The following is a 22,100-nucleotide window of genomic DNA, read 5'->3' as shown; positions in this document are numbered from 1 at the left end:
TTTAAACCTTTAACAAAATCCAGCTTGTCCCGCCTAACCTTGCTGATAGTCTAGGCACGGGGCTAAGCTTTAGCCCCTATTTTTCAAGCATTCGAGCCATTTTTAAGTGCTTCCATTTTTAGCATCGCCGTGACAAAACTATCAATCGCAGGCACAAATTTATTAAAGACAATAACTGGTGTCGAGTTATAAGCATCCTTATAAAGTCTATATTCGATCTTACCGCTAGCAATATATACTTCATCTTCTTTTAAATCGAGATATTGCTCTTGTGTTATTCTTGTAGAATGCTCTCCGCCACTATTAAGAGCGACGAAAGTTAACATATAGCTATCATCCCACTTTTCAAACTCTCCAAACTCGTTTATAATGGGATTATTATCTTTATCTAGCTTTTGCTTACCATCGATCTTTTTAATTTTTAAGACCTTAATCTTTTGCTCGAAATAATCTAAATTTTGGTTGAGAGATTGATAAATTTCTCTATAAAGATTTTCGCTTGTGCTATCCATTAATGGAGCTGTTGCATTTTTTGCCATTGTTTTATCCTTTTTGAAAAAATTTGATTTTTTATTAAATATCTATTACTAATAATTTGAGAAAGATAAGCTTTGCTAATCTTTAAATGATCGCATATATCAGCCCTTGTTAAAGAATTTTTAGATGATAGGATTTCAAGAACTGAAAAGATTATCTTATAATGGATTTTTCTCATTAAATAGCCTTTATTTCTGGATTAAATGGAAATAAGCTTTTTAAATAACGAACTATCGCACACATAACAGCAACGATAGCAGTCATTTTCTTTTTGCCGTTAGCTAATAAACGCTCATAACGTGCCTTGAATTTATCGTTAAAACGAATTGCACATAATGCAGTCATAAAGAGAATACGCCTTATATTAGAATTACCCATTTTGTTTATTTTTTGGCTTTTATGAACACTTGAACCACTTTGAAAAATTCTAGGACTAAGACCAATAAAACTTATAAATTGTTTTTCAGATTTATCCCTATTAAAATGCAGTTGTGGAAATAAATTTAAAGCGAGATCAATACCAAAGCCTTTATTTTCTTTAATAATCTCTTCGGTTTCTGGAATAGCTTTTTTAACAAGATCAAAAGCTAGTTTTTGAAGCATAGCTTGAAGTTTTGCAATCTCTTTTATAAGATTTGCGATAACATCATCAATTACTTTATTATTTAAAGTTTTTTGAGAGCTTTTAAAATTTTTAAGTTGAGTATTTATTTTTTGGAGTAAATTTAATGTTGAATTGTAACTTTTTATCTCTAAATACTCGGCATTATACCTATCAGGTGCGATCTCGCTTTTAAAAGTCCTAGCATAAACAGCCAAGCCGTAACTATCGCTTGTATCAGTTTTTATAGTGCTAAGATGCTTTAAAAACAAAGATGATTTATAAGGATTTGTAACACAATATCTAATACTTAAATCAGATAAAGCCTTTTGAAGTGCTAAATGATAATTTGAAGTTGCTTCAAAAACAACTAAAATTTCATCATTTTTAAAACTATCAAAATAAACTTTGATAAGCTCATAGTTATTAGGCAATGTTTCAAATTTAGCTTTCTCACTCATAATAGAAGTTAAAAAACAAACGTCGATTTTATCTTTAGAAACATCAACACCACAAAAAAACGCTTTTTTCATTTTTGATACTCCTGAATAAAATTTAGGTTATGTTTCTTTCTTGTATTCAGTGTCAAGCACTAAGATTTTTAATCGAAACATTAACCCATAAGCCCTAAATCTTGGCTACAGCGTGAAATCGCTTATTTTAGTAACAGGGGCTTATGGAAATTTTATAAAATCAAAAGAGAAAAACGAAACAAGACAAGGTAATTTCTCTTTGATTTTATGGAAGTATCATACAATATTAGTAGGCTTCTATGAAGATAATAACCAAATAGTACCTATTGAATTATCAATGTCTTATACATACTATAAAACCAAATATGGCTTATTTGGAGATGAGGGAATGGGAATAAGCTTTAGTAAAAAAAGTATAGTTCCAGTAAGCGGTGGAAACAAATTCATTCTAACAAATAACAAAATCATTAAAGCAAACAAGGACAAGTAAATGCAAACTAAAAAATCAAATAAAGAGCTAATAAATTGCTTTAAAGACTATATTGATATAGCTGATGCAAGTTATGCAATGCTTCATAATGTATTTGAGAATGAAAGAAATGGACTTGATGAGCTTTATGATAAATGAACTAAGCTATAAAAATACTTGAAATAAATTTTTATCTGCATAATAAATTTTAATAAACCCCAAACAGCACATAATAAATTAATAATATTATAAATACAATAACAATAAAATATCCAAACTAAAATTTCAAACATAAAAGGATAATCAATGAAATTTCTAGCTATAACACTCTTACTTCTAACAAGTATATTCTTAATAGTTTGCTCAGCTAATCAAGCAAACAAAAAGATAAGTAACTCTGAACTAGAAAACTTAGCTAAACAATATGGTGGAGTATATATATTTAATCAAAAATTTGTTGATGAGATAGAGAGAAGAGAAAAAGAAAGAAGCGATTATATGGATGATTTCTTTAGAAATAACAAAAGAAATTTTAAAAGATCTGACCTAGAAATCATGGATCAAAAACTCCCTCAAATCCTCTCAAATGGTAAAAGATACTATGCTCGTTGGATAGATTATGAAAGAGATACTGGTAAAAAAGCAGAAGTACCAGAAATTTATATAAATAAAATAAAAGAATTTATTGGAGATGATTTTTTAAAAGAAGAACCTAGAATTTATCCTAAATATATGTATTTTGATGGAAAAGAGATGAGAATTATAAAAATATATCTTTCATATACTTATATTGAAACCAAATATGGGCTATTTGGTGATGAAGGTAGAGGTGTATCATTTACCAAAGAGTCTTTTGGTACAAAATCAGGAGATAATATTTTTTACTTAACAAACAATAAATTTATAAAAGCAAACAAGGACAAGTAAGTGCAAACTAAAAAATCAAATAAAGAGCTAATAAATTGCTTTAAAGACTATATTGATATAGCTGATGCAAGTTATGCAATGCTTCATAATGTATTTGAGAATGAAAGAAATGGACTTGATGAGCTTTATGATAAATTTGGTAAAGATAATGTCCCTGAAAACATTGCAAATTCATACAGAAAAGACGAGATAGGTAAGCCCATTTGGAGATATGCAGATGATATTACCAAGGGTGACACAATAGAGGAACTTTCTGAGAAAGCAAAGAACAATGGTAAAAAATTTGGCGACCCTACTGCTTATGCTTTGGCAATTGAAGCTAGATTTATGGCTGATAAGATTATCAAAAAGCCATATACTGGTAAAAAATTTATTAAGTTAGACAATGATGTTACAAATTTTATAGATACACCATTAGGTAAAGACGGTAGCTATCAAGAAGCAGAAATTTTCTACGCCCCTGAATCCCTCTCCCCTCGCACAAAACTATTTGTCAATCGCTATGAACTAGTAAAACATATACCTAATCAAAAATCAGGTTTTAGCTCAACTATATTTTATGACACGCTTAAGTCAAACTATATAATAGGCTTTAGAGGAACAGAGATGAAAATAAACGATCTCTTAGATGATGCCTTTATGGCTATCACATCAAGAGCGCTTATGCAAATATCTGCTTTAAAATCACTTCAGTCCTCTATGCAAGAAGCTATAAATTCTCATAGTCAAAACTTAAGTGGCTTAGATAACACCGCCAAAGACATCATCCTATCAGGTCACTCATTAGGAGGTCATCTAGCTCAAATATATGCAGTAACCTTTAAAGATAGCGGAGTAAAAGAACTTTATACTTATAACGCTCCAGGAATTTATGGTGGTATATTAGCTTCAGCTTTTACTTGGAGCTTAAGGCTTCTTAGCTTTGTGGCTAAAGCCATAGCAAAAGGTGCAAGATGGATAGCAAGAGTCATAGACAAAGATGGCTTTATAGGAAAGATGGTAGGCTCAGTCTTTAACAAGATAAAAGGTATGTTTGGCTTTAAAGATGATAAGAGCAGCGTAGATGAATATGTAGATGTAGTTAAAAATAATGAACAAGCTCAAAAGACTCTTGCAGATAAAAAGGTGAGCTCTAATATAAATAAAGCTAGCAAAGAAAAAGATATAGACATAGAGATACATCACGTAGAGAGCGTTAAACAAAGTATCAATAGAGATGAAGATAGCTTTTCAAAAGATGTGGCTGTTTTGATAGAACCTACCTTTTCAGTAATATCTGATCTAGGCTATAAGCTAGGCATAGATACAACTGGCGAAGTAAAGTATGAAAATACTGAGAATAGACACTTGGTGAATATATTAATTAGATCTCACTTTTTAAAAGAGAGCGTTTTGGTTTTATATATGTTGTGTTATCTCTTGGAAAACAAAGAAAATGAAGCCAAGATAGAGGGTAAAGATATAGCTGAAGCACTTGATTATCTAAATGAATATATCCAGTCGCTTAAATTTAAACTAAAATGCATAAGATCGAAGTTAAATTTGGATGTAAATATAGATGATATAAGTGATGCTTCTATGCTAGATACGCCTTTATATATCTTTTATGCTTATTTAAATCTCTTTTACGAATATGGCAAATTTAGTGATGAAAATTTTAAGCAAGATATGGTCGGGTATATAATAGAAAATTTAGGCAGCAACATAGATAAAAATAGCAATAAAGAGGCACATCTAGTAAAGATACTAGATATAGATGATCTAGATAAACTAGATGCGACAAAGATAGTAAGTGATGCTAGAGCTGGCGATATAGATATGCTAGTGGCTATTTGTGCTTTGAATTTATTTGTATTTGAAAAAAAGATAGACGTAAATGAGCTTGGTAAATACTTTTCTTATAGTAAAAACATCTATAAAAATATAACGATACTACGAGATAATAGAGTGGATATAGCAGAGGCTAGCATCTTCGTAAAAGATAGAATAGATATGCTAAAGAGCATAATAAATCTAAAATATGCGGATCTAGCAAAACTAAAAGAAAATGAAAATTTTTTAGCTAGCATAGACTCTAAGGATATAAGCTCTAGCGATGAAGCCATAGTAATAGCTAATAATAAATCCACTCAAAATAACGATGATGTAGCTTACAACAATAAAGTAGCAACCGATGATATAAAAGCTCTTATGAATGAGAGCGTTGGAAGTATCTTTTATAAAAACAACGATACCCTTAGTGTAAGTGCAGTAGATAAAAGTATAGTCGATGTTGAGGTATTAAAGGAGATATTTAAGCTAGATAGTAAAAATATGAATCAAAGGATATATCTAAACTCTGCCCTTTTGTCTAAAGCCAATGAAGAGGAGGATTATCCACTTTATTTTAAAGATGAAAAATATAACAGTGATGAGAATATACCTCTAAATTTTACTCATCAGCCAAGAGATGAGGATAAAGATATAGGAAGGCTAAATGTTGCTTATAGAAATTCTCAAGCAAATATATTAAATTATTCACTATTAAATAAGAGTCTAAATATCGATCTAAAACCAATGAGCAAAAAGACTAAAGAGGCTCTTTCAAATTTAAATCAAAGGCAAAATTTACAAAAAGATAATCAATCTAAAGAAATTTCATCTACTGCGACTTCATGCCCTGTCATAGAGGATGACACTATCATTTGCCCACATGGCGGTCATGTGATCTTAAAAAGTAGGGCAGGCAGGAGCATAAGATCAGACGATCAAGGCGTGATACTTGATGTTGATTTTATAAACTCGCCGATAGTAGGCTGCTCAGCTAGGATCCCATGTGTCATAGTAGCTTATGTGCCAAGATCGGCACTTAGTCTAAAAAGCATGAATGATCACTACGCTGTAATGCAAGATCTAGTGCCAAACTGCCTAAGCAACACGGGCTCTTCGCTAAGGTGCATAAAAAAAGAGAATAAACTTAAACTAGAGCATAGTTTAAGTAGTCCTACGTTTGAGAATAATAACCTTGCCGTACAAAATCCAAATTTAAATAAGCCATTGATCAGACTTCATATAAAAGCTTTTGCTTCTCAAATAGATAATCTTTTGGTAACTACCTATTATCTATTTGATAAAAAATTTGAAGATAAAAATGGCTTTAGCAAGATCAAACTCAATTTAGATGAGGGAAGAGACGTAGAGGATAAGAATTTAAAGGCTCTTTTAGCGGATAATTATGACGATAAGCGTTATGACATCAAAGAATTTAAACTAAGATATGGAGTGGATAAACTGAATTTGATATTTGTAGTTCCAAAGAATTTTAGCTCTCTTGATAAAGAGAACTACAAAAAGGCAAATAGCCCGGAAAGTGGGGTAGGCTTTTTTGCCAGTTTAGATGAATTTAATAGTTCTAATATAGAAAAGAATAGACGTACTTACACTTATGTTTTTATGTCTCCAACTGGAGCTAAAAGCATAGAGCTTGAGATAGCTAAAGGGCTAGATAGTGGCTATACAAATGACATAAACACAACTAGCTTTGTAATGCTTGTTAGTTGAAAAATTTAAAGAGAGGGATCGTTCTTGAGATTAGATAATACAAAAATTATTAGAAGCATAGAAGACTTGCTTGACGCATTTGATGTTTTTGCTGACAAATATCAAAACATAACATTTTATTGTCGCGATTTAAACCATTTTCATGATACCAATATATTAAATGGAGATGCTTTATATAACAAGACAATCGCGAGGCTATACAATCACAAGAAAGCCAATAAAAATGTGCTTATAAAAACATATAAGTATTTAGAAAAGTCAAATTTATTTAAAAGCGAAAAAGCTGTTAACACAACCAATAAGATAACAATCAAAGATATTGATATAGATGTAGAGGTTCTTAGTAAAGAACAAGATGTAATAGCAGAATTCGTAAAAGAGCTAATAGAACTTGCAAATAATGGTAGAAGCAAAGACAATAAGATTAAAAATTTTGACGATGCATCTAGCCAGTTGGTATCTAACTATAAAAATATAGAGACAAATTTTGAGGCTATATTAGATAAGCTAAAAAATTCGCTAATCAACAAAACCAATACAATACTAAGTCGTGAAAATTTTGATAAAAGAGATGAAACCGTAAAGGCCATAGAAGAGAGCTTTAAAAATATAAAAGAAAATCTCAAAAAAGCTTCAGATGATGGCAATAAATATATTTTAAAAGAAATCACAAAATTTCTAATCAATCTTGTCGACATAAGCGATATAAAAGGATCGTTTAAGCCGCTAGCTTTATTGCTGGCAGCTCCAGAGGCGATAACTACTACTACAAATATAATTGACTTTTTAAACAAAAGGGGCTTTTACGCGTTTTCTGGTCCAGCCGCTAGCTTGCTAGCTACTAAATTTGGCTTTATACTAGGTCTATTAAATACAGTGTCGTTTAATAATATATTGGTTTTTACAAATAACGATCAAAAAAGTGGAAAATTTATAGATTTTTCATGCTTTGATATAACAGCCACTAAAGCCAAGAGCAATTATGATGAGTATATTGGTATTTGTTCTGATTTTATTTTAGAGGGCGATGAGCAAAGCTTATTTGACGCTAGAGTAAGCAAAAATGAAAATGTAGACAAGTCTAAAAATATATCTATATGTAAAAACGACAAGAACAATAGCGAAGAGAGCTTACTTAAAAGGATAGAAGAGTGCGTGATCGCAAATAGAGCAAATTTTGTCTATATGCAATATCCATTTTTTAACTCTTTCAAATTTGCAAATCTCCTAAAAGACAAATCCCTAACAACAAAAGACGATACTCACAATACAAATAATAGTAGCGGCATCTCTAAAAACTATCTTGTCGTCTCAAACACCCCCATGAAACTAAACGCAAAGCTAAACGAGCACCTTATACAAAACATCTTAAGCTATAAGATAGAAGATAGTATAAACAGAGTTAGCGGTAAAAAGATAGTTGATCCCAAAAATGTAGGCAATGTAAAAGACTATAGTCAGTACTCTATACAAATAGGTGCCAAAAACGATGAAGACCTTTATCTTTTAAGCTTAAGTCCTTTTACGAGAGTTATTAACTCTAGGCTTGCAAAATTTGAAAAGGATATAGAGGAGTATAACTCATATATGAAAGGTGTCAAAAATTTTCATGGAAGTGACGCAAAATCAGTAGAGGTTTTAAACACCACTTTTAACGCAAAATACAAAAAATTTAATGAGGCAAATTTATATCTAGGTCGCATAAATAGACACTTTAAAAACGCCAAAGATATGGAAGAGATAGTTAATAATGAAGAGGAATTTTTAAAAGCCAATATAAAGGAATTTGAAATTTTCTTTTCAGGCTTAAATTCAAACTTGAAACATGATAAAGTGGCTTATTTTTTAAACCAATACTTTAAAATGCCTAATGAAGGGATGGAGAGTTTTGAAGCAATAGCTGATGAATCTTACAATCAAGTTTCTATAAGGACACATTATTACTACCCTGCTACAAAAATATTTCTTCTAGTGATGGGCTATTATGTCATAAGGCAGATATTTGATAGCTCTATTATTAAGCAAAAAGGATTAAAATTTTCATATCTTTCATCAAACTATGAGACACTAGAGATATTTGGTGAAACACTTAATGTTCTTTACGAAAATACATATTATATACAAGAAAATAATGCTATTGTGCCTATTTACTTCTTCAAGCAAACAAAAGAAGTAAAAAAAGAACAAGATGCTATCTGCATAGAAGAGATAGTAGAAAAAATAGAGCAAAGCCATGTAAGAAATGGTGAAAATATACTAGACGATGACTCCTATAATGAGCTAAAAGAGCTTCTTAAAAATTCTACCGGCATAGACGGAGAAAGCATAGATGATAAGAATTTTGAAAAGTATATTAAACAGATAGACGATGATGAGTATAAATATACTATAGATCTATCTTTAACATCAACATTAGATGATGCCCTATATGATATATTTCCATTTTATGGCTTTTTCATAGACAAGTCTGACGATATAATGAAAAAAGTAATTGACGCTGTGTTCTCAGGTGGTAAAGGCAATATCTTTAAGAATATTTTTATGGAGCTAATAGGAGAACTAAAAGTATTTAGTATGCTAGGCGAAGCGCCAGTTGCAAAACTAGTTCATGAAAACAATAAAAAAGCCTTGAAAAAAATCAAACAAACAGCATTTGCTGGAGTGGTCAAAGTAAAAGGCAACCAACTTCTCTATATATATGTAGATAACAAAAAAAAATCCAAACACAGCATAAAAAAAACAAAACAATGGATAGATGAATTTGAAGTAGGCATAAATGTAAAAAGACAAATAGCTATAAGTGCTGGTAAAAATTTTTTAAAAAATAGCTTAAAAACTTATGCAGAAACTTTAATACAAGCTGGATTTGGCTTTTTAGTAGATAGTTTTTTTATCAACAACTACGAACAACAAAAAAGATCTTATGAACTAATACTTCATAAGTATTTCACAAATAAATTTAATGATACCTATGCTGTTAAGAATATATCTTATGAACCTTATTCAAATAAAACAAGTGAATATACCTACTACCCTATAGAGATATACTCATCTTTTATAAATATAGATCTAAAAAGAACTATCATAGGAGGAAGACTATCTAGTGGAGGACTAGACTATCATAACTTCTTCTACTATGATATAAATACCACTACAAACAAACTAGACTCTAATCTATCTAAAGATATAAGCCTAGATACTATGATATCTTATCTATGCCTAGATGAGCTAAGAACAGATAATAAAACTGATGAAGAGTTCTTTAATAACCTTAACAAAAGAAATAAAAAACTAGCATATTCACCAAAAGAGCTTATGCTACAAGGAGTTAAAACATTGCTAACAATAAGTCCATCAAACTCAATAGATATAAAACAAAGAGATGAAATTTATGAGATGTATAAAGCAAATAAAAGCACCTCAAAACAAGCCCTGCCAATAGACAAATACAACGAAGCTATGGAGATACTAGAAGACTTTAAAAATGGAAATTTAAATACCAATGTATGTGAAGTAGATAATAAATCAAGAAGACTACTAAAAGCATTAGATGTGATAGGAAACAACAATGTAAAGGGTATGTATGTGGGGTGTAAAGCGTCTAAAGAGAAAGAAAGAAACAAAGATGAAATCCCGCCACGCCTAATCGGTCGTCTAGCTACTACCATAATAATGGAAGATGGTCTATATATAGGATAAGCTATGAAGAAGATCATATTTATCATCATAGCTATTTTAGCAGTCATAGTAGTAGCAGTAATAAGCAAAGGAAAATTACAAGATAAAGGAAATTTAATGGATAACACCAACACATATACGGTTATGGCTCACAACGGCAGAGAGGTAAAATTTGATAAAGAGACACATTTGATTGTTTATGATGGTAAAAAATCAGACAATACAAACAATGATCTTTCCTCTAGGCTAGTTCTCGACTCCCGCTCCATCCTAGACTCATCTCCATATAAAAACTATAAACCACTATACTATAACCCTAAACCAAACTCTTTAGGTCAAACAGACTATCTATCATTTAAACCTTGGCTAGATATTAGCTATAAATCAAGTTCAAATAAGATAGCTCCTTGGACTAAGACAGAAAAAGCCTACTATGAAAGTTTAAAAGATAAAAGAGATAGATATATCTATCTAGTAAAAAGAAGTAATCTAAAATGCACTATGATAGATATCCCAGATGATGCCATAGGTAGAGTAGATAGCAATGGTGAATTAACTAAACCAGAGTATAAAGAAATTTATGATGAAGTAGATAGAAATAAAAATACACTTAAATCAGAACTATTTATAGGAGAGTGGGGAATTTGTGCTGGAGTATTAGGAGATAGTGAATCACTAGGCAATGGAAATGAAGGTGGATTTAAAGCAAGAGAATTTCAAGCAGTGTTTTTAGCAGCCCAACTAGGAGAAGTAGAAGCATTACATGTATTAGCAGATTGCTTTAAATACTATACATATACAGTTGGAGTAAATAAAAATTTAGACACCTACACGAAAATTCTTAAACTATATAAAAATCCACCACTAGATGAATATGGCATGATCCCTTATCTTGATGAGATAGTAGGAAGCTATTTCGTGATGGATTTTAATAGGGGTGGGGTGGCAGCAATGCCAGATAATTCTTTATATAAAGACCTAAGAGAGCTTGTAGAAGATAAAGGAAAACTACTAGACCCTAGAGATCTAGATGCCAATGAGACTACAAGGGAAGAATTTATGACATATGTAAAAAGCGAACTTCCTAAATTTCAAGATAGACTAGAGCTTCCGGGTTTCCCTAAAGATTGGGACGAGAGAACCCTTTCTCTTTTTATCGACTCCACCCTTCTAGAATCTAAAATAATGTCTCTAACCCCACCAGAGGGATATCCTAACGCACCATACTATAACACTCCAGAAGAATTAACAAGACTATATGAGGCTGGTAAATTAGATAAAAAGCTAAACCCTCTAACGCCAGTAATGTATAGAGATAGCTTCCCTGAAGATCTTAGGCAAAAGATACTAAGCTATGCTAAAGAGCATAATATAAAGGATTAAAGAATAAATTTAATATCTATGGCTCCAAACGGGGCCAAATATAAATATATTAAGCCACTACAATCAAAGACATAGGCATCTATATGGTAACTGGCCTAATAGAACTTTATAAAACCTCATATGAAAAACTAGAAGAAAACTATAAAAAGGTAATGCACGCAGGCAATATGTTTATCACACTATTAACTTAAAAAAATAAATTAATTTTAAGAGATAATTAGACCTTTTTATAAGAAAAATCGCAAATAGCGATTTATACAAATCTTGATAAAGAATTTCAATATATTTTAATATCAAAATGAGCTAAATTTTGAAAAAATTAAAGCATATTTTTAAACTTGCTTTTAACTTTTTTGTTATAATATCCCATCAAAAATAAAAAGGATATTTTTTATCCTAATTAAGGTTTTAAATTTGAGAGTATATTTAGACAATAACGCTACAACAATGGTTGATCCTGAAGCTTTTGAGCTTATGAAACCATATTTTTGTGAAAAATACGGCAATCCAAACTCGCTTCATAAATTTGGCTCTGAAACACATCCAGCTTTAAGAACAGCGCTAGATCAGCTCTATGCCGGACTAAACGCAAAAGATAGCGATGATATCGTCGTTACCTCATGTGCAACTGAGAGCAACAACTGGGTAGTAAAAGGCATCTACTTTGACAAAATAGCAACTGGCGAGAAAAAGCGTATCGTAACAACCGCAGTTGAACATCCAGCTATTTTGGCGACTTGTAAATTTTTAGAAAAATATGGCGTAGAGCTTACTGTTTTAGATGTAAATAACGATGGTATAGTCACGCCAGAACAACTAAGAGCTGTAATGGATGAGAATGTATCGCTTGTTTCTATAATGAGTGCAAATAACGAAACTGGCATGATCTTTCCTATAAAAGAGCTTGCTAGTATCGCTCATGAATACGGGGCTTTATTCCACACGGATGCCGTTCAAGCAGTTGGTAAGATAAAGATAAATGTTCAAGACCTTGACGTTGATTTTTTAAGCTTTTCTGCGCATAAATTTCACGGACCAAAGGGTGTTGGAGCACTATTTATAAAAAATAGTATGCCACTAAGTAGCTTGCTTCATGGCGGCGAGCATATGGGCGGACGCAGAAGCGGCACGCTTGATGTTCCTGGCATCATCGGCATGGGTAAAGCACTTGAACTGGCAAATAAATTTATGGATTATGAGCACTCTCATGTTCGCCGTTTACGTGATAAGCTTGAAGATGCAATTTTGCAAATTCCTGACGTTAGCGTAGTTGGTAAAAAAGAACAACGTGTGCCAAATACAATTTTGGCTTCTATAAAAGGCGTTGAAGGTGAAGCTATGCTTTGGGATCTAAACAAAGCTGGCATAGCAGCATCTACTGGCTCAGCATGTGCAAGTGAAACATTAGAGAGTAACCCAATAATGGAGGCCATAGGGGCAGATAAAGAGCTGGCTCACACCGCACTTAGATTGTCTCTTTCTAGATTTAATACAGAAGAAGAGATTGATTATGCGATCGAGCACATAACAAAAGCAGTAAATAGACTAAGAGGTATCTCTAGTACATTTGCCTACGCCCCAGAATGGCATAAGAGTGGATTATAAAATTTAAAGGAAATAACATGGCAAAGAATAATTTGATCGGAGGCTCTATCTGGGATGAGTATTCTAAGGTAGTGCAAGACAGGATGAATAATCCTAAATTTATGGGAGAGATAACCGAAGAAGATGCTAAAAAGGCAAACGCAAAGCTTATTGTGGCTGACTTTGGTGCAGAAAGCTGCGGTGATGCGGTTAGGCTATACTGGCTTGTTGATGAAAAGACAGACAAAATAATAGATGCTAAATTTAAAAGCTTTGGCTGTGGCACAGCGATAGCTAGCTCTGATACGATGGCCGAGCTTTGTATCGGCAAAACGGTCGATGAAGCAGTCAAGATCACAAATCTTGATGTAGAAAAGGCTATGCGTGACAACCCAGAAACGCCAGCAGTTCCACCCCAAAAGATGCACTGCTCAGTTATGGCGTATGATGTTATAAAAGCAGCAGCTGCAAGCTACAAGGGCATAGACCCAGAGCATTTTGAAGATGAGATCATCGTTTGCGAGTGCGCTAGGGTAAGCCTTGGTACGATTAAAGAAGTGATAAGACTAAATGACCTTCACACAGTAGAGGAGATCACGCAATACACCAAAGCTGGTGCGTTTTGCAAGTCTTGCGTAAAGCCTGGTGGTCATGAAAAAAGAGAATATTATTTGGTGGATATTTTGCGTGATACTAGGGCTGAGATGGAGCGTGAGAAGATCGAAGCTCAGGCAAATGCTCAAGCAAATCACACTTTAGGTGACATTAGCTTTGAAAATATGACGATGGTAGGGCAGTTAAAAGCAGTAGAGTCTGTCATAGATAAAGAAATTCGCCCAATGCTTGAGATGGATGGTGGAAATTTAGAAATTTTAGATATCAGAAATGATAACGGCGAAAATACTGATATTTACATACGCTATCTTGGTGCTTGCTCGGGCTGTGCGAGTGGCTCAACTGGTACTCTTTATGCGATTGAAAATGTCTTGCAAGAGAGCTTAAGCCCAAAAATTAGGGTTATGCCTATTTGATTTTATTGACTAGCCCTTGTGGGCTAGTTTTTATTCTCTTAAGAATTTTAAAATTTCACTTCTAATTTGATCCAAATCACCCACAAATTTTTTTTCAAACTGCGAGCGATTAAATGTACGCTGGCGTTTAGCAAGCTGGGCTGTGTGTGTGGTTATTAGTTCTTCAAGCTCACTTTGAGAAATTTCTTTATCTAAAAATTGCTTGCACTCTTTTAAACCTATTGATTTTAGGGGTTTTGGCTCACTTTTGTATTTATTAAATAAAAATTTTGCCTCATCTATGAGCCCAGCTTCAAGCATGCCTTTTGTTCTCTTTTTAATACGTTCTCTAAGCTCATCTTTATCCCATAAAATTTCAAATATCGCTAGCTCTTTTATGATGCTCTCTTTAGTATTTTCTCTTAGCCAAATGCTTGGAATTTGGCTACTAAATTTATAAATTTGATACCATTTTTCGAGGCGATAAGAGTCGTTTTGGCTAAATTTGCTTGCAAACTCTGGATCGATTTTTACAGCTAACTCATAAATTTCTTGATTGCTTAAATTTAGCTCACATTTTGGCACATCTGGTGCAAGTCCGCTAAGCATTGATTTTAGATAAAAGCCGCTACCTCCTGTAATGATGAGCGGGCAGTCTTGTAAGTGTGCAAATTCCTTTGCATTTTTATAAATTTCAAAAAATGCCCCAACGCTAAATTCTTCATCAGGATAAATTTCATCTACACCAAAGTGTTTTATGGCTTCAAGCTGCTCTTTATTTGGCTTTGCGCTGGCGATATCTATCTCTTTATAAAGTGCGAGCGAATCAAGACTTAAGATGATACTATTAAGCTTCTTTGCAAGCTCAAATGCAAGATCGCTTTTGCCACTTGCCGTGGTGCCAATTATTGCAAATTCTTTAAACAAGTCTAGCCCTCGTAAAACGAGCTAAAGAGTAAAATTTCATCATTTTCCTCGTTATTTTTGCCATCTTTTATAAGACCTGCCAAAACACCAGCAAAATACGGAGCAAAGCTAAGCTCATTTAGTCCATAAGCTTGGTTATAGATCAAGTTGCTATATATGTTATCGCGTCCAAGAGCTGGCTTATCGTTTGAGCTAAGAAGTACGTAGTTTGCCCTAAAGCTAGGCTCTTTTAGCTCGCTTATACCAAGATGTATCTTTAGTTCATTTAAAAAAGCATTAATTTTTTCGGTTTTAACAATCGTATCGATAGCGCCGACTTGTAAATTTGTAATAATCGTAACGCCATTTTTAGTTGGATAAATTTTGGCAAATAAATCATTTAAAATGATTGGTTTTTTAGGAATTTGCCCTTCGTTTAGGCTAAGATCAATAGTATAAAATTTAGCCAAAATCGCATTTAAGCTCGTGCCTAGCTTATTTGAAAGCTCTAAATTTTTTGAAGCGATCACAAAGCTATTAGCCTCATATTCGCCGTTATTGCCGATGGCTTTTTGCACTATTTGCCCTTGCGTTTTTAGCTCATAAATTTCATCATTTATAAATTTTGCCCCAAGAGAATTTAGCTCGTTTATCAAAGCTTTTTTTAGCTCATTTGTATCAATACTTGCGTTTTTGGCTAAATTTATAGCGCCTTTTATGTTTTTATTTATTAGCCCAAAATTTGCAAGCTCTTTATCTACGCTTAAAATTTCTTGCTCGCTATGGGCAACTTTTATCTCATCAAGCCTTTTTTTAAAGCTTTCGTCATTGCTAAAAAGTAGATAAACGCCGCTCTCATCGAAATTTATCTGCGGATATTTGTTGTTTAAATCTTTTAAAATTTCAAAGCTTTTCTTACCAAATTTTGAAAACAAAATTTGCATCTTTTTGTCGTGAGCTTTGGTTGATTTAAGTGTAAAATTTGTCATCCAAGCTCTAAAATTTTTATTTAAGCAAATACTTATATCAAGCTCGCTTTTTTTGCTAACTAGCCCCATAAATGAGCTAGATATTGCTCCATCTTTTGCAAGAGCGTGTGTGCCAAAAGGCGCTAAAATTCCATTTGTAAAATCATCTTTTTGGCTGCTAATAATTAAAATTTCTTCACCTTTTTTAGCTAATTCGTAAGCCGTAAATAACGCACTAAAACTATCTCCAATAATCGCTATTTTGCCCATAATAACCCTTTGTTTTAAATTAATCTTGTAATGATAATATAAATTCAAATTTAAAGCAAAATGGTGTAAAATCAACCATTTTTAAAGAAAATGGAAATTTATCAAATGATAGAAAAATTAAAAATTATCGCTGAACTTATCGTTTTTAAGCATTCTGTTTTTGCTCTGCCTTTTATTTTTGTTGCGATGATAGTTGCTAGTAAGATAGAAAGTGGCTCGGCTTGGTTTGGCTTAAAACTGCTTATTCTAGGTACTTTTTGCGCTGTTAGTGCTAGAAATTTTGCTATGGCTTTTAATAGATATAAAGACGAAGACATCGACAAGCTAAATCCGCGAACTGCAAGCCGCCCAAGTGTTGATGGTCGTATCGGTAGGAGCAATATGCAGCTTTTTATCGTGGCAAATGCGTTTATTTTTATTGTATGCGCTTATTTTATAAATTCGCTCGCATTTTGGCTAAGTTTTCCTATTTTAGCTGTTCTTGGTGGGTATTCGCTATTTAAACGCTTTAGCGAGCTAGCACACCTAGTGCTTGGTCTTAGCCTAGGTCTTGCTCCGATTGCTGGCGTGGTCGCAGTGAGCGCTGCTATACCGCTTTGGAGCGTATTACTTTGCCTTGGTGTGACATTTTGGGTAGCTGGATTTGACTTGCTTTACTCACTTCAGGATATGAAATTTGATAAAGAAAACAAGCTCTTTAGCATACCAGCTATTTACGGCGACAAGGCTACACTTTTTTTATCAGCCATTTTTCATGCTTTAGCTTTTATATTTTGGCTACTTTTTGCTTGGGCGGCTGGGCTTGGAGCGATGGCATTTTTTGGAATTTTAGTAAGTGGCGTTATTTTATTTTTTGAGCATAGGATCGTAAGACGCGACTTTAGTAAGATAGATAGGGCGTTTTTCACGTTAAATGGCTATTTGGGAATTTTATTTTTTATCTTTGTTTGGATTAGCGTATTATGAGTGAGATTAAGCTGTTTAAGGCGCCTCTTGATATGGAATTTGAGTCTGATAAAGATGGGAGCGAGAAATTTAAAAGAGAGTTTGACTCTATCTTGCCGGGCGAAGAGGACGCGCTTGGGGCTTGGCTAAAACGAGCTAAATCACGTGGCGAAACCAAAGAGAGCGATCAAGTTTTATTAACTCTGCTGATCGAGCTTCATAGAAAAGTTGATGCGCTAAGTGATTATATTAAAAATGAACATAAGCAATATTTGCCACTAAAAGAGAGAGCGAGTATTGAAGAAATAGGCTTTACACACATCAAAATAAGCGAAGAAAAATTTATAAAAGATGAAATTTACTACGCAAGGATTGCTATGCCTATCTTCCCAAAGAGAAATTTGAGCCTTTATTTAAGAGCTATTAGTAAAAATTTAGCAAAGATAGAAAATATGCACGAAGAGGATGAAGCCGACTGGAACGCTTACGTAACAGCTAGAGAGCGTGTAATGATAAGAGAAATGAGAGCGAATTCATAAAGGAAAAATATGGAAATTTATATTTTTTTAGGCTTTGGTATCGTTTTGGCGATAATAGTAGCCTTGATGTTAATAAAAGATAGTGAGACAAATAAAAAATTTGCGAGATTTGAGCGAGCGATAGAAAGCGTTATGCAAGAAAATTTCAATCTAAAAAAGCAAATTTCAATGCTTGAGGGTGAGGCATTTAAAAATAGTGAACAATATGAGCCACTTAAAAAACAGATAAAAGAAAATATTGATTTGCAAATAAATGAGAAAATTGTGCCAATAATTCGTGCGATTAAGAGCATCGAGCGAGTAATTGATGATTTTGCAACAGAGCAAAAAGATAGGATAGTTAGTCTTGAAGAGCGAACAAGAGATATTAATAAAATCGCCCCAAGCGTCATCAATGAAGAAGAGCAAATTTTAAAAATGTTTAAAGACGGAAAAAGTGCAGCGATGATCGCAAAGGACCTTCATGTTGGAATGGGGCGAGTCGAGTTTGTGCTTAAATTTCATAAATTAGCCTAAATTTACAGGCTAATTTTAAAAAGACTAATCTACTCTTAAACTACAAGAATTGGCTTAAATTTTTATTTTGATTTAAATCTTTTAACATATAATTGAAAAAATTATAAAAAGCTCTAACCAAGCTTAAGAAGGTGCTTTATGCTAATCGATAAATATGGTCGGGTTGTTGATTATTTAAGGATTTCTGTAACTCAGCGTTGCAACTTTAGGTGTAGGTATTGTATGCCTACAACGCCATTTAGCTGGACGCCAAGAGAGAATTTATTAACCTTTGAGGAGCTATTTTTATTTGTAAAAGTGGCTATCGACGAAGGTATAAAAAAGATAAGAATCACTGGTGGCGAACCGCTTGTGCGTAAGGATTTGGATGTTTTTATAAAGATGATAAGTGATTATAATCCAGACATCGATCTAGCACTTACTACAAATGGCTATATGCTTTCGCACTTTGCCAAAAGGCTAAAAGACGCTGGACTAAAGCGCATAAATATGTCGCTTGATACACTAAATGAGCAAAAGGCTAAATTTATCGCACAAAAAAGCGTTTTACACGAAGTTCTAGCTGGCTTTGAAGCAGCCCATGATGCTGGGTTAAAGGTAAAAATCAATACTGTTGCACTAAAAGGCGTAAATGATGATGAGCTTATAAATTTGCTTGAGTTTGCTAAATTTAGAGATTCTCAGATCAGATTTATTGAGTATATGGAAAATTCACACGCAAAAGATGATTTAAAAGGGCTAAGTAGCGATGAAATTTTAAAAATCATCTCACAAAAATATAATGTCACGAAAGATGGAAAACTACCAAATGCGCCTGCGTCTATTTATAGACTTGATGATGGTTATAAATTTGGTATCATTGATCCGCACAAGCACGACTTTTGCGAGAGTTGCAACCGCATCAGGCTAAGTGCTGAGGGACTTTTGATACCTTGCCTTTACTTTGAAGAGGCTCTTAGCATCAAAAAAGCGGTTGAAAAAGGTGATATCGTAGCTGCAAGTGAAATTTTAAGGCAAGTACTAGCAAACAAACCAAAAGAGAACAAATGGGCAATAGGTGCTAGCAATGAAACCTCTTCGCGTGCCTTTTATCAAACTGGTGGTTGATGAGCAAAGAGCTAGAGCTAGTTGAGGCGTTTTTAAGTATTCAAGGCGAGGGAGCTTACCAAGGCAGGCTCGCCATATTTTTACGCTTTTTAGGTTGCAACCTAAACTGCTCTGGCTTTGGCGTGCAAAAAAAGTCTTTAAAGACCGGTGAAAGCCTACTAGGATGCGATAGTATAAGGGCTGTTTTTAAAGGGCATTTTGATCACAAAACATACAACGCAGATGAAATTTTAGGCTTAGTTGATAACCTATGTAAAGGCTTAATACAAAAACCGATCATTGTTTTGACTGGTGGTGAGCCGCTCATCTGGCATGAAAATGAAAATTTTATAAATTTGGTAAAGAAATTGCTTGAAGATTATGAAGTGCATTTTGAGACGAATGGCACTATCTTAATTGATTTTGCTAAATATGAAATTTATAAAAAATGCCATTTTGCACTTGGTGTAAAGCTAGCAAATAGCGGAGTTAATGAGCAAAAACGTATAAATTTAGATGCTATTTTGGCTATTAAAAATAATGCAAGAAGTAGCTTTTTAAAATTTGTCCTCTCGCACTTTGACAAAAGCGAGTTAGACGAAATTATAAATATAAAAAATCAAGTGGATTTGCCAGTTTGGTGTATGGCAATAGGGGCGAATAGAGCTGAGCTAAACGAAAATGCTTTAAAAACAGCAGAATTTGCCATAAAGTATGGATTTAACTACTCAGAGCGTATCCACATCAGGCTTTGGAGCGATAAAGAAGGTGTTTGATGATTATTAGAAAGCTTTTTAGATTTGAAAATGCACATATTGTGAGATTTTGCAGCTCAAAGCGTTGCAGGACTAGCATCCACGGGCACAGCTATGTGGCTGAAATTTTACTTAGCTCAAATTTTCTTGATAATGCCGGCATGGTTTATGACTTTGGCTTAATGAAACAAAATATAAAAACGATCATTGATAGTTTTGATCACGCTACAACAATATTTTCAGGCGATAATGATGAGTATAAAAATGATCTAAAAAAGCACTCGGCAAGATGGATCGAGATCCCGCTAAATCCAAGTGCAGAGCAGTTTTGCCGCATATTTTTTGTTATGATAGAGCGACTGCTTGAACTTAGCGTGATGAATAACGGCGAGCGTGAAGTGAAGCTTCATAGCATTATCGTGCATGAGACTGATACGGGCTATGCACAGTGCTTTAAAGAGGACGCCGTAAATGAGCAAATGGGCGAGATAAGGCTAGATGATATCAAATTTTCAGATGCTATCATAGAAGAGTGGGAAGATAAAAATTTATTCGAGAAAATGAAAAATAGGTTAAAAATAGAAATTCCAAAGGACGTTTGATGAAAAAAATTATAACTTCTTTTTTATTTATAGCTGGTCTATTTGCGGGTTGTGGAGATAAAGATGAGGCTAAAAACGATATTAGCGAGCCTATACCTAGTGATGTGACCATAGCTCAACCAGACGCAAATGTCACAATCGATGAACAACTTCCACCTGAGCCAGTTGTAGAAGAGAACGAGCCTTCTAAAGATAAGAAATGAACGAACATCTCTCCTCACTTTTTGCATATACTTTGCCTTTTCATGTGATATTTTTTTATGCACTAGTTGCCTGTAATATACTTTATTTAATACTTACTCAGTTTGGTAGCAATAGTAAAAACTATGTGCTTCGTATAAGATATTTTTTACCAATTTATCATATGCTACTTAGTTTTCTTGTGCTAACCGGACTTATTTTATGGACGTATTATGGATATGAGCTTAAATTTAATGTCATAAAAATGTTAATTGTCTTAATAATTTTAATCGCGCTTAGTGCCATAGGGTTTAAAAGGCTAAAAATTTATGCAGCTAATGGTGACTTAGAAAAATTTAAAAAATTCGCCCTTATTAAGGGATTTTGTGATCTTGTTTTAGTTGTAGTTGCAGGGATTTAGATGAAATTTTTATATGATAAAAATGCAGGTAATGAAAGCTTAAAGATAGTAAATGAAGCTTTTTTGCACCTAAAAGCTAGAAGAATGCAAGCTGGTGAGCGAATAAGTGTTAGAAATTTACGAGACTTTAAAGAGTATATTTATGAAATTGATGAGATTGATAGGCGAAGTGCGAGCTTAAGTCTTGTCTTTGCTAGCTCAAATGGCGAGCAAAAATTCGACTTTACGATCGCTTGGGCTATCGTCGATCCAAAGACGATAGAAAAGACATTGCCATTTTTAAATGAACTTGGCGTTGGTAAAATAGCTTTTGTCTATACTAAATTTTCTCAAGCAAATTTTAAGATAGATATTGAAAGGCTAAACTATATAAATGCACTTTCATGTGAGCAGTGTGGACGAACTTCACTAATGGAGTTTGAAATTTATAAAAATTTGGACGAGCTAATGAGCGTTTATAAAAATGTCTCAGCTATAAATTTTGGTGGCAAAAGCTTAAATGGGAAAAAAGATGATGAGCTTTTAATAATTGGTCCAGAGGGTGGATTTAGCGAGGATGAGACGGCTAAATTTAAAAATAGCTACTGCCTAAATACTAAAAATATCTTAAGATCACAGACTGCGGTTATCTCAGTAGCGGCAAAATTCCTAGCTTAATTTATTTGATTTTTAGATTTCTTTTTATATAATCAGCAACTTTTAATGTAGAT

The 22,100-nt window shown here is 33.3% G+C and carries 21 protein-coding genes; 17 read left to right on the top strand and 4 right to left on the bottom strand.

What is annotated here, in order from left to right; all coding sequences use genetic code 11:
• Nucleotides 1-83: 83 nt before the first annotated feature.
• Both CYP64_RS09685 and CYP64_RS09675 read right to left on the bottom strand, forming a co-directional pair.
• On the bottom strand, nt 84-539 hold the full coding sequence (locus tag CYP64_RS09685; RefSeq protein WP_103649579.1) for a hypothetical protein: 456 nt from the start codon (nt 537-539) through the stop codon (nt 84-86).
• A gap of 175 nt (nt 540-714) precedes the next feature.
• Nucleotides 715-1,671: a transposase gene (locus CYP64_RS09675; protein WP_103649578.1), complete on the bottom strand. Its 957-nt coding sequence runs from the start codon at nt 1,669-1,671 to the stop codon at nt 715-717.
• Between the two features lie 112 nt (nt 1,672-1,783).
• On the opposite strand from CYP64_RS09675, the gene CYP64_RS09670 reads away from it, so the two are divergent.
• The 8 genes from CYP64_RS09670 to CYP64_RS09635 all read left to right on the top strand — a co-directional run bounded on the left by CYP64_RS09670 (nt 1,784) and on the right by CYP64_RS09635 (nt 14,223).
• The gene (locus CYP64_RS09670) at nt 1,784-2,101 is read left to right on the top strand and encodes a hypothetical protein (RefSeq protein WP_103649577.1); all 318 of its coding nucleotides are present in this window, start codon (nt 1,784-1,786) and stop codon (nt 2,099-2,101) included.
• Nucleotides 2,102-2,239, top strand: a complete 138-nt coding sequence (locus CYP64_RS09665) for a diadenosine tetraphosphate hydrolase (protein ID WP_085657902.1) — start codon at nt 2,102-2,104, stop codon at nt 2,237-2,239.
• A gap of 147 nt (nt 2,240-2,386) precedes the next feature.
• Nucleotides 2,387-3,007: a tRNA 2-selenouridine synthase gene (locus CYP64_RS09660; protein ID WP_103649576.1), complete on the top strand. Its 621-nt coding sequence runs from the start codon at nt 2,387-2,389 to the stop codon at nt 3,005-3,007.
• Nucleotides 3,008-6,547, top strand: a complete 3,540-nt coding sequence (locus tag CYP64_RS09655) for an Mbeg1-like protein (RefSeq protein ID WP_103649575.1) — start codon at nt 3,008-3,010, stop codon at nt 6,545-6,547.
• 24 nt (nt 6,548-6,571) lie between these two features.
• Nucleotides 6,572-10,246, top strand: a complete 3,675-nt coding sequence (locus tag CYP64_RS10080) for a hypothetical protein (RefSeq protein WP_181001716.1) — start codon at nt 6,572-6,574, stop codon at nt 10,244-10,246.
• Nucleotides 10,247-10,249: 3 nt separating this feature from the next.
• Nucleotides 10,250-11,608, top strand: a complete 1,359-nt coding sequence (locus tag CYP64_RS09645) for a thioredoxin reductase (RefSeq protein ID WP_103649574.1) — start codon at nt 10,250-10,252, stop codon at nt 11,606-11,608.
• A 414-nt stretch (nt 11,609-12,022) separates the two neighbouring features.
• On the top strand, nt 12,023-13,213 hold the full coding sequence (locus CYP64_RS09640; protein WP_103649573.1) for a NifS family cysteine desulfurase: 1,191 nt from the start codon (nt 12,023-12,025) through the stop codon (nt 13,211-13,213).
• Between the two features lie 17 nt (nt 13,214-13,230).
• On the top strand, nt 13,231-14,223 hold the full coding sequence (locus CYP64_RS09635) for an iron-sulfur cluster assembly scaffold protein NifU (RefSeq protein WP_054196048.1): 993 nt from the start codon (nt 13,231-13,233) through the stop codon (nt 14,221-14,223).
• Between the two features lie 30 nt (nt 14,224-14,253).
• Here the strand turns inward: CYP64_RS09635 and miaA are convergent, their stop codons facing one another.
• Together miaA and CYP64_RS09625 are read right to left on the bottom strand one after the other, a co-directional pair.
• Nucleotides 14,254-15,129, bottom strand: coding sequence for a tRNA (adenosine(37)-N6)-dimethylallyltransferase MiaA (miaA, locus tag CYP64_RS09630; protein ID WP_103649572.1), 876 nt, complete (start codon nt 15,127-15,129; stop codon nt 14,254-14,256).
• A gap of 2 nt (nt 15,130-15,131) precedes the next feature.
• The gene (locus CYP64_RS09625; RefSeq protein WP_103649571.1) at nt 15,132-16,346 is read right to left on the bottom strand and encodes an FAD-dependent oxidoreductase; all 1,215 of its coding nucleotides are present in this window, start codon (nt 16,344-16,346) and stop codon (nt 15,132-15,134) included.
• Between the two features lie 105 nt (nt 16,347-16,451).
• On the opposite strand from CYP64_RS09625, the gene mqnP reads away from it, so the two are divergent.
• The 9 genes from mqnP (at nt 16,452) to CYP64_RS09580 (ending at nt 22,047) form a co-directional block, all read left to right on the top strand.
• On the top strand, nt 16,452-17,312 hold the full coding sequence (gene mqnP, locus CYP64_RS09620) for a menaquinone biosynthesis prenyltransferase MqnP (RefSeq protein ID WP_103628328.1): 861 nt from the start codon (nt 16,452-16,454) through the stop codon (nt 17,310-17,312).
• Nucleotides 17,309-17,830: a hypothetical protein gene (locus CYP64_RS09615; protein WP_103649570.1), complete on the top strand. Its 522-nt coding sequence runs from the start codon at nt 17,309-17,311 to the stop codon at nt 17,828-17,830. Before mqnP ends, CYP64_RS09615 begins: the two co-directional genes overlap by 4 nt.
• 9 nt (nt 17,831-17,839) lie before the next feature.
• On the top strand, nt 17,840-18,346 hold the full coding sequence (locus CYP64_RS09610) for a DUF6115 domain-containing protein (protein ID WP_021091068.1): 507 nt from the start codon (nt 17,840-17,842) through the stop codon (nt 18,344-18,346).
• A 138-nt stretch (nt 18,347-18,484) separates the two neighbouring features.
• Nucleotides 18,485-19,453, top strand: coding sequence for a GTP 3',8-cyclase MoaA (moaA, locus tag CYP64_RS09605; RefSeq protein WP_072593973.1), 969 nt, complete (start codon nt 18,485-18,487; stop codon nt 19,451-19,453).
• The gene (locus tag CYP64_RS09600) at nt 19,453-20,208 is read left to right on the top strand and encodes a 7-carboxy-7-deazaguanine synthase QueE (protein ID WP_103649569.1); all 756 of its coding nucleotides are present in this window, start codon (nt 19,453-19,455) and stop codon (nt 20,206-20,208) included. The genes moaA and CYP64_RS09600 overlap by 1 nt, the downstream gene beginning before the upstream one ends.
• On the top strand, nt 20,208-20,789 hold the full coding sequence (locus tag CYP64_RS09595; RefSeq protein WP_103649568.1) for a 6-pyruvoyl trahydropterin synthase family protein: 582 nt from the start codon (nt 20,208-20,210) through the stop codon (nt 20,787-20,789). The genes CYP64_RS09600 and CYP64_RS09595 overlap by 1 nt, the downstream gene beginning before the upstream one ends.
• The gene (locus CYP64_RS09590; protein WP_103649567.1) at nt 20,789-20,992 is read left to right on the top strand and encodes a hypothetical protein; all 204 of its coding nucleotides are present in this window, start codon (nt 20,789-20,791) and stop codon (nt 20,990-20,992) included. Before CYP64_RS09595 ends, CYP64_RS09590 begins: the two co-directional genes overlap by 1 nt.
• Entirely contained in the window at nt 20,989-21,390 is a 402-nt protein-coding gene (locus CYP64_RS09585) for a hypothetical protein (RefSeq protein WP_103649566.1), read from the top strand. Before CYP64_RS09590 ends, CYP64_RS09585 begins: the two co-directional genes overlap by 4 nt.
• Entirely contained in the window at nt 21,391-22,047 is a 657-nt protein-coding gene (locus CYP64_RS09580; protein WP_103649565.1) for a 16S rRNA (uracil(1498)-N(3))-methyltransferase, read from the top strand. It abuts the gene before it with no gap.
• Nucleotides 22,048-22,100: the final 53 nt, after the last annotated feature.

The sequence above is a fragment of the Campylobacter concisus genome (assembly GCF_002913945.1).
Classification (GTDB): domain Bacteria; phylum Campylobacterota; class Campylobacteria; order Campylobacterales; family Campylobacteraceae; genus Campylobacter_A; species Campylobacter_A concisus_P.
Note: the sequence above shows the minus strand (reverse complement) of the source record. Positions and strands in the feature narration are given on the sequence as shown.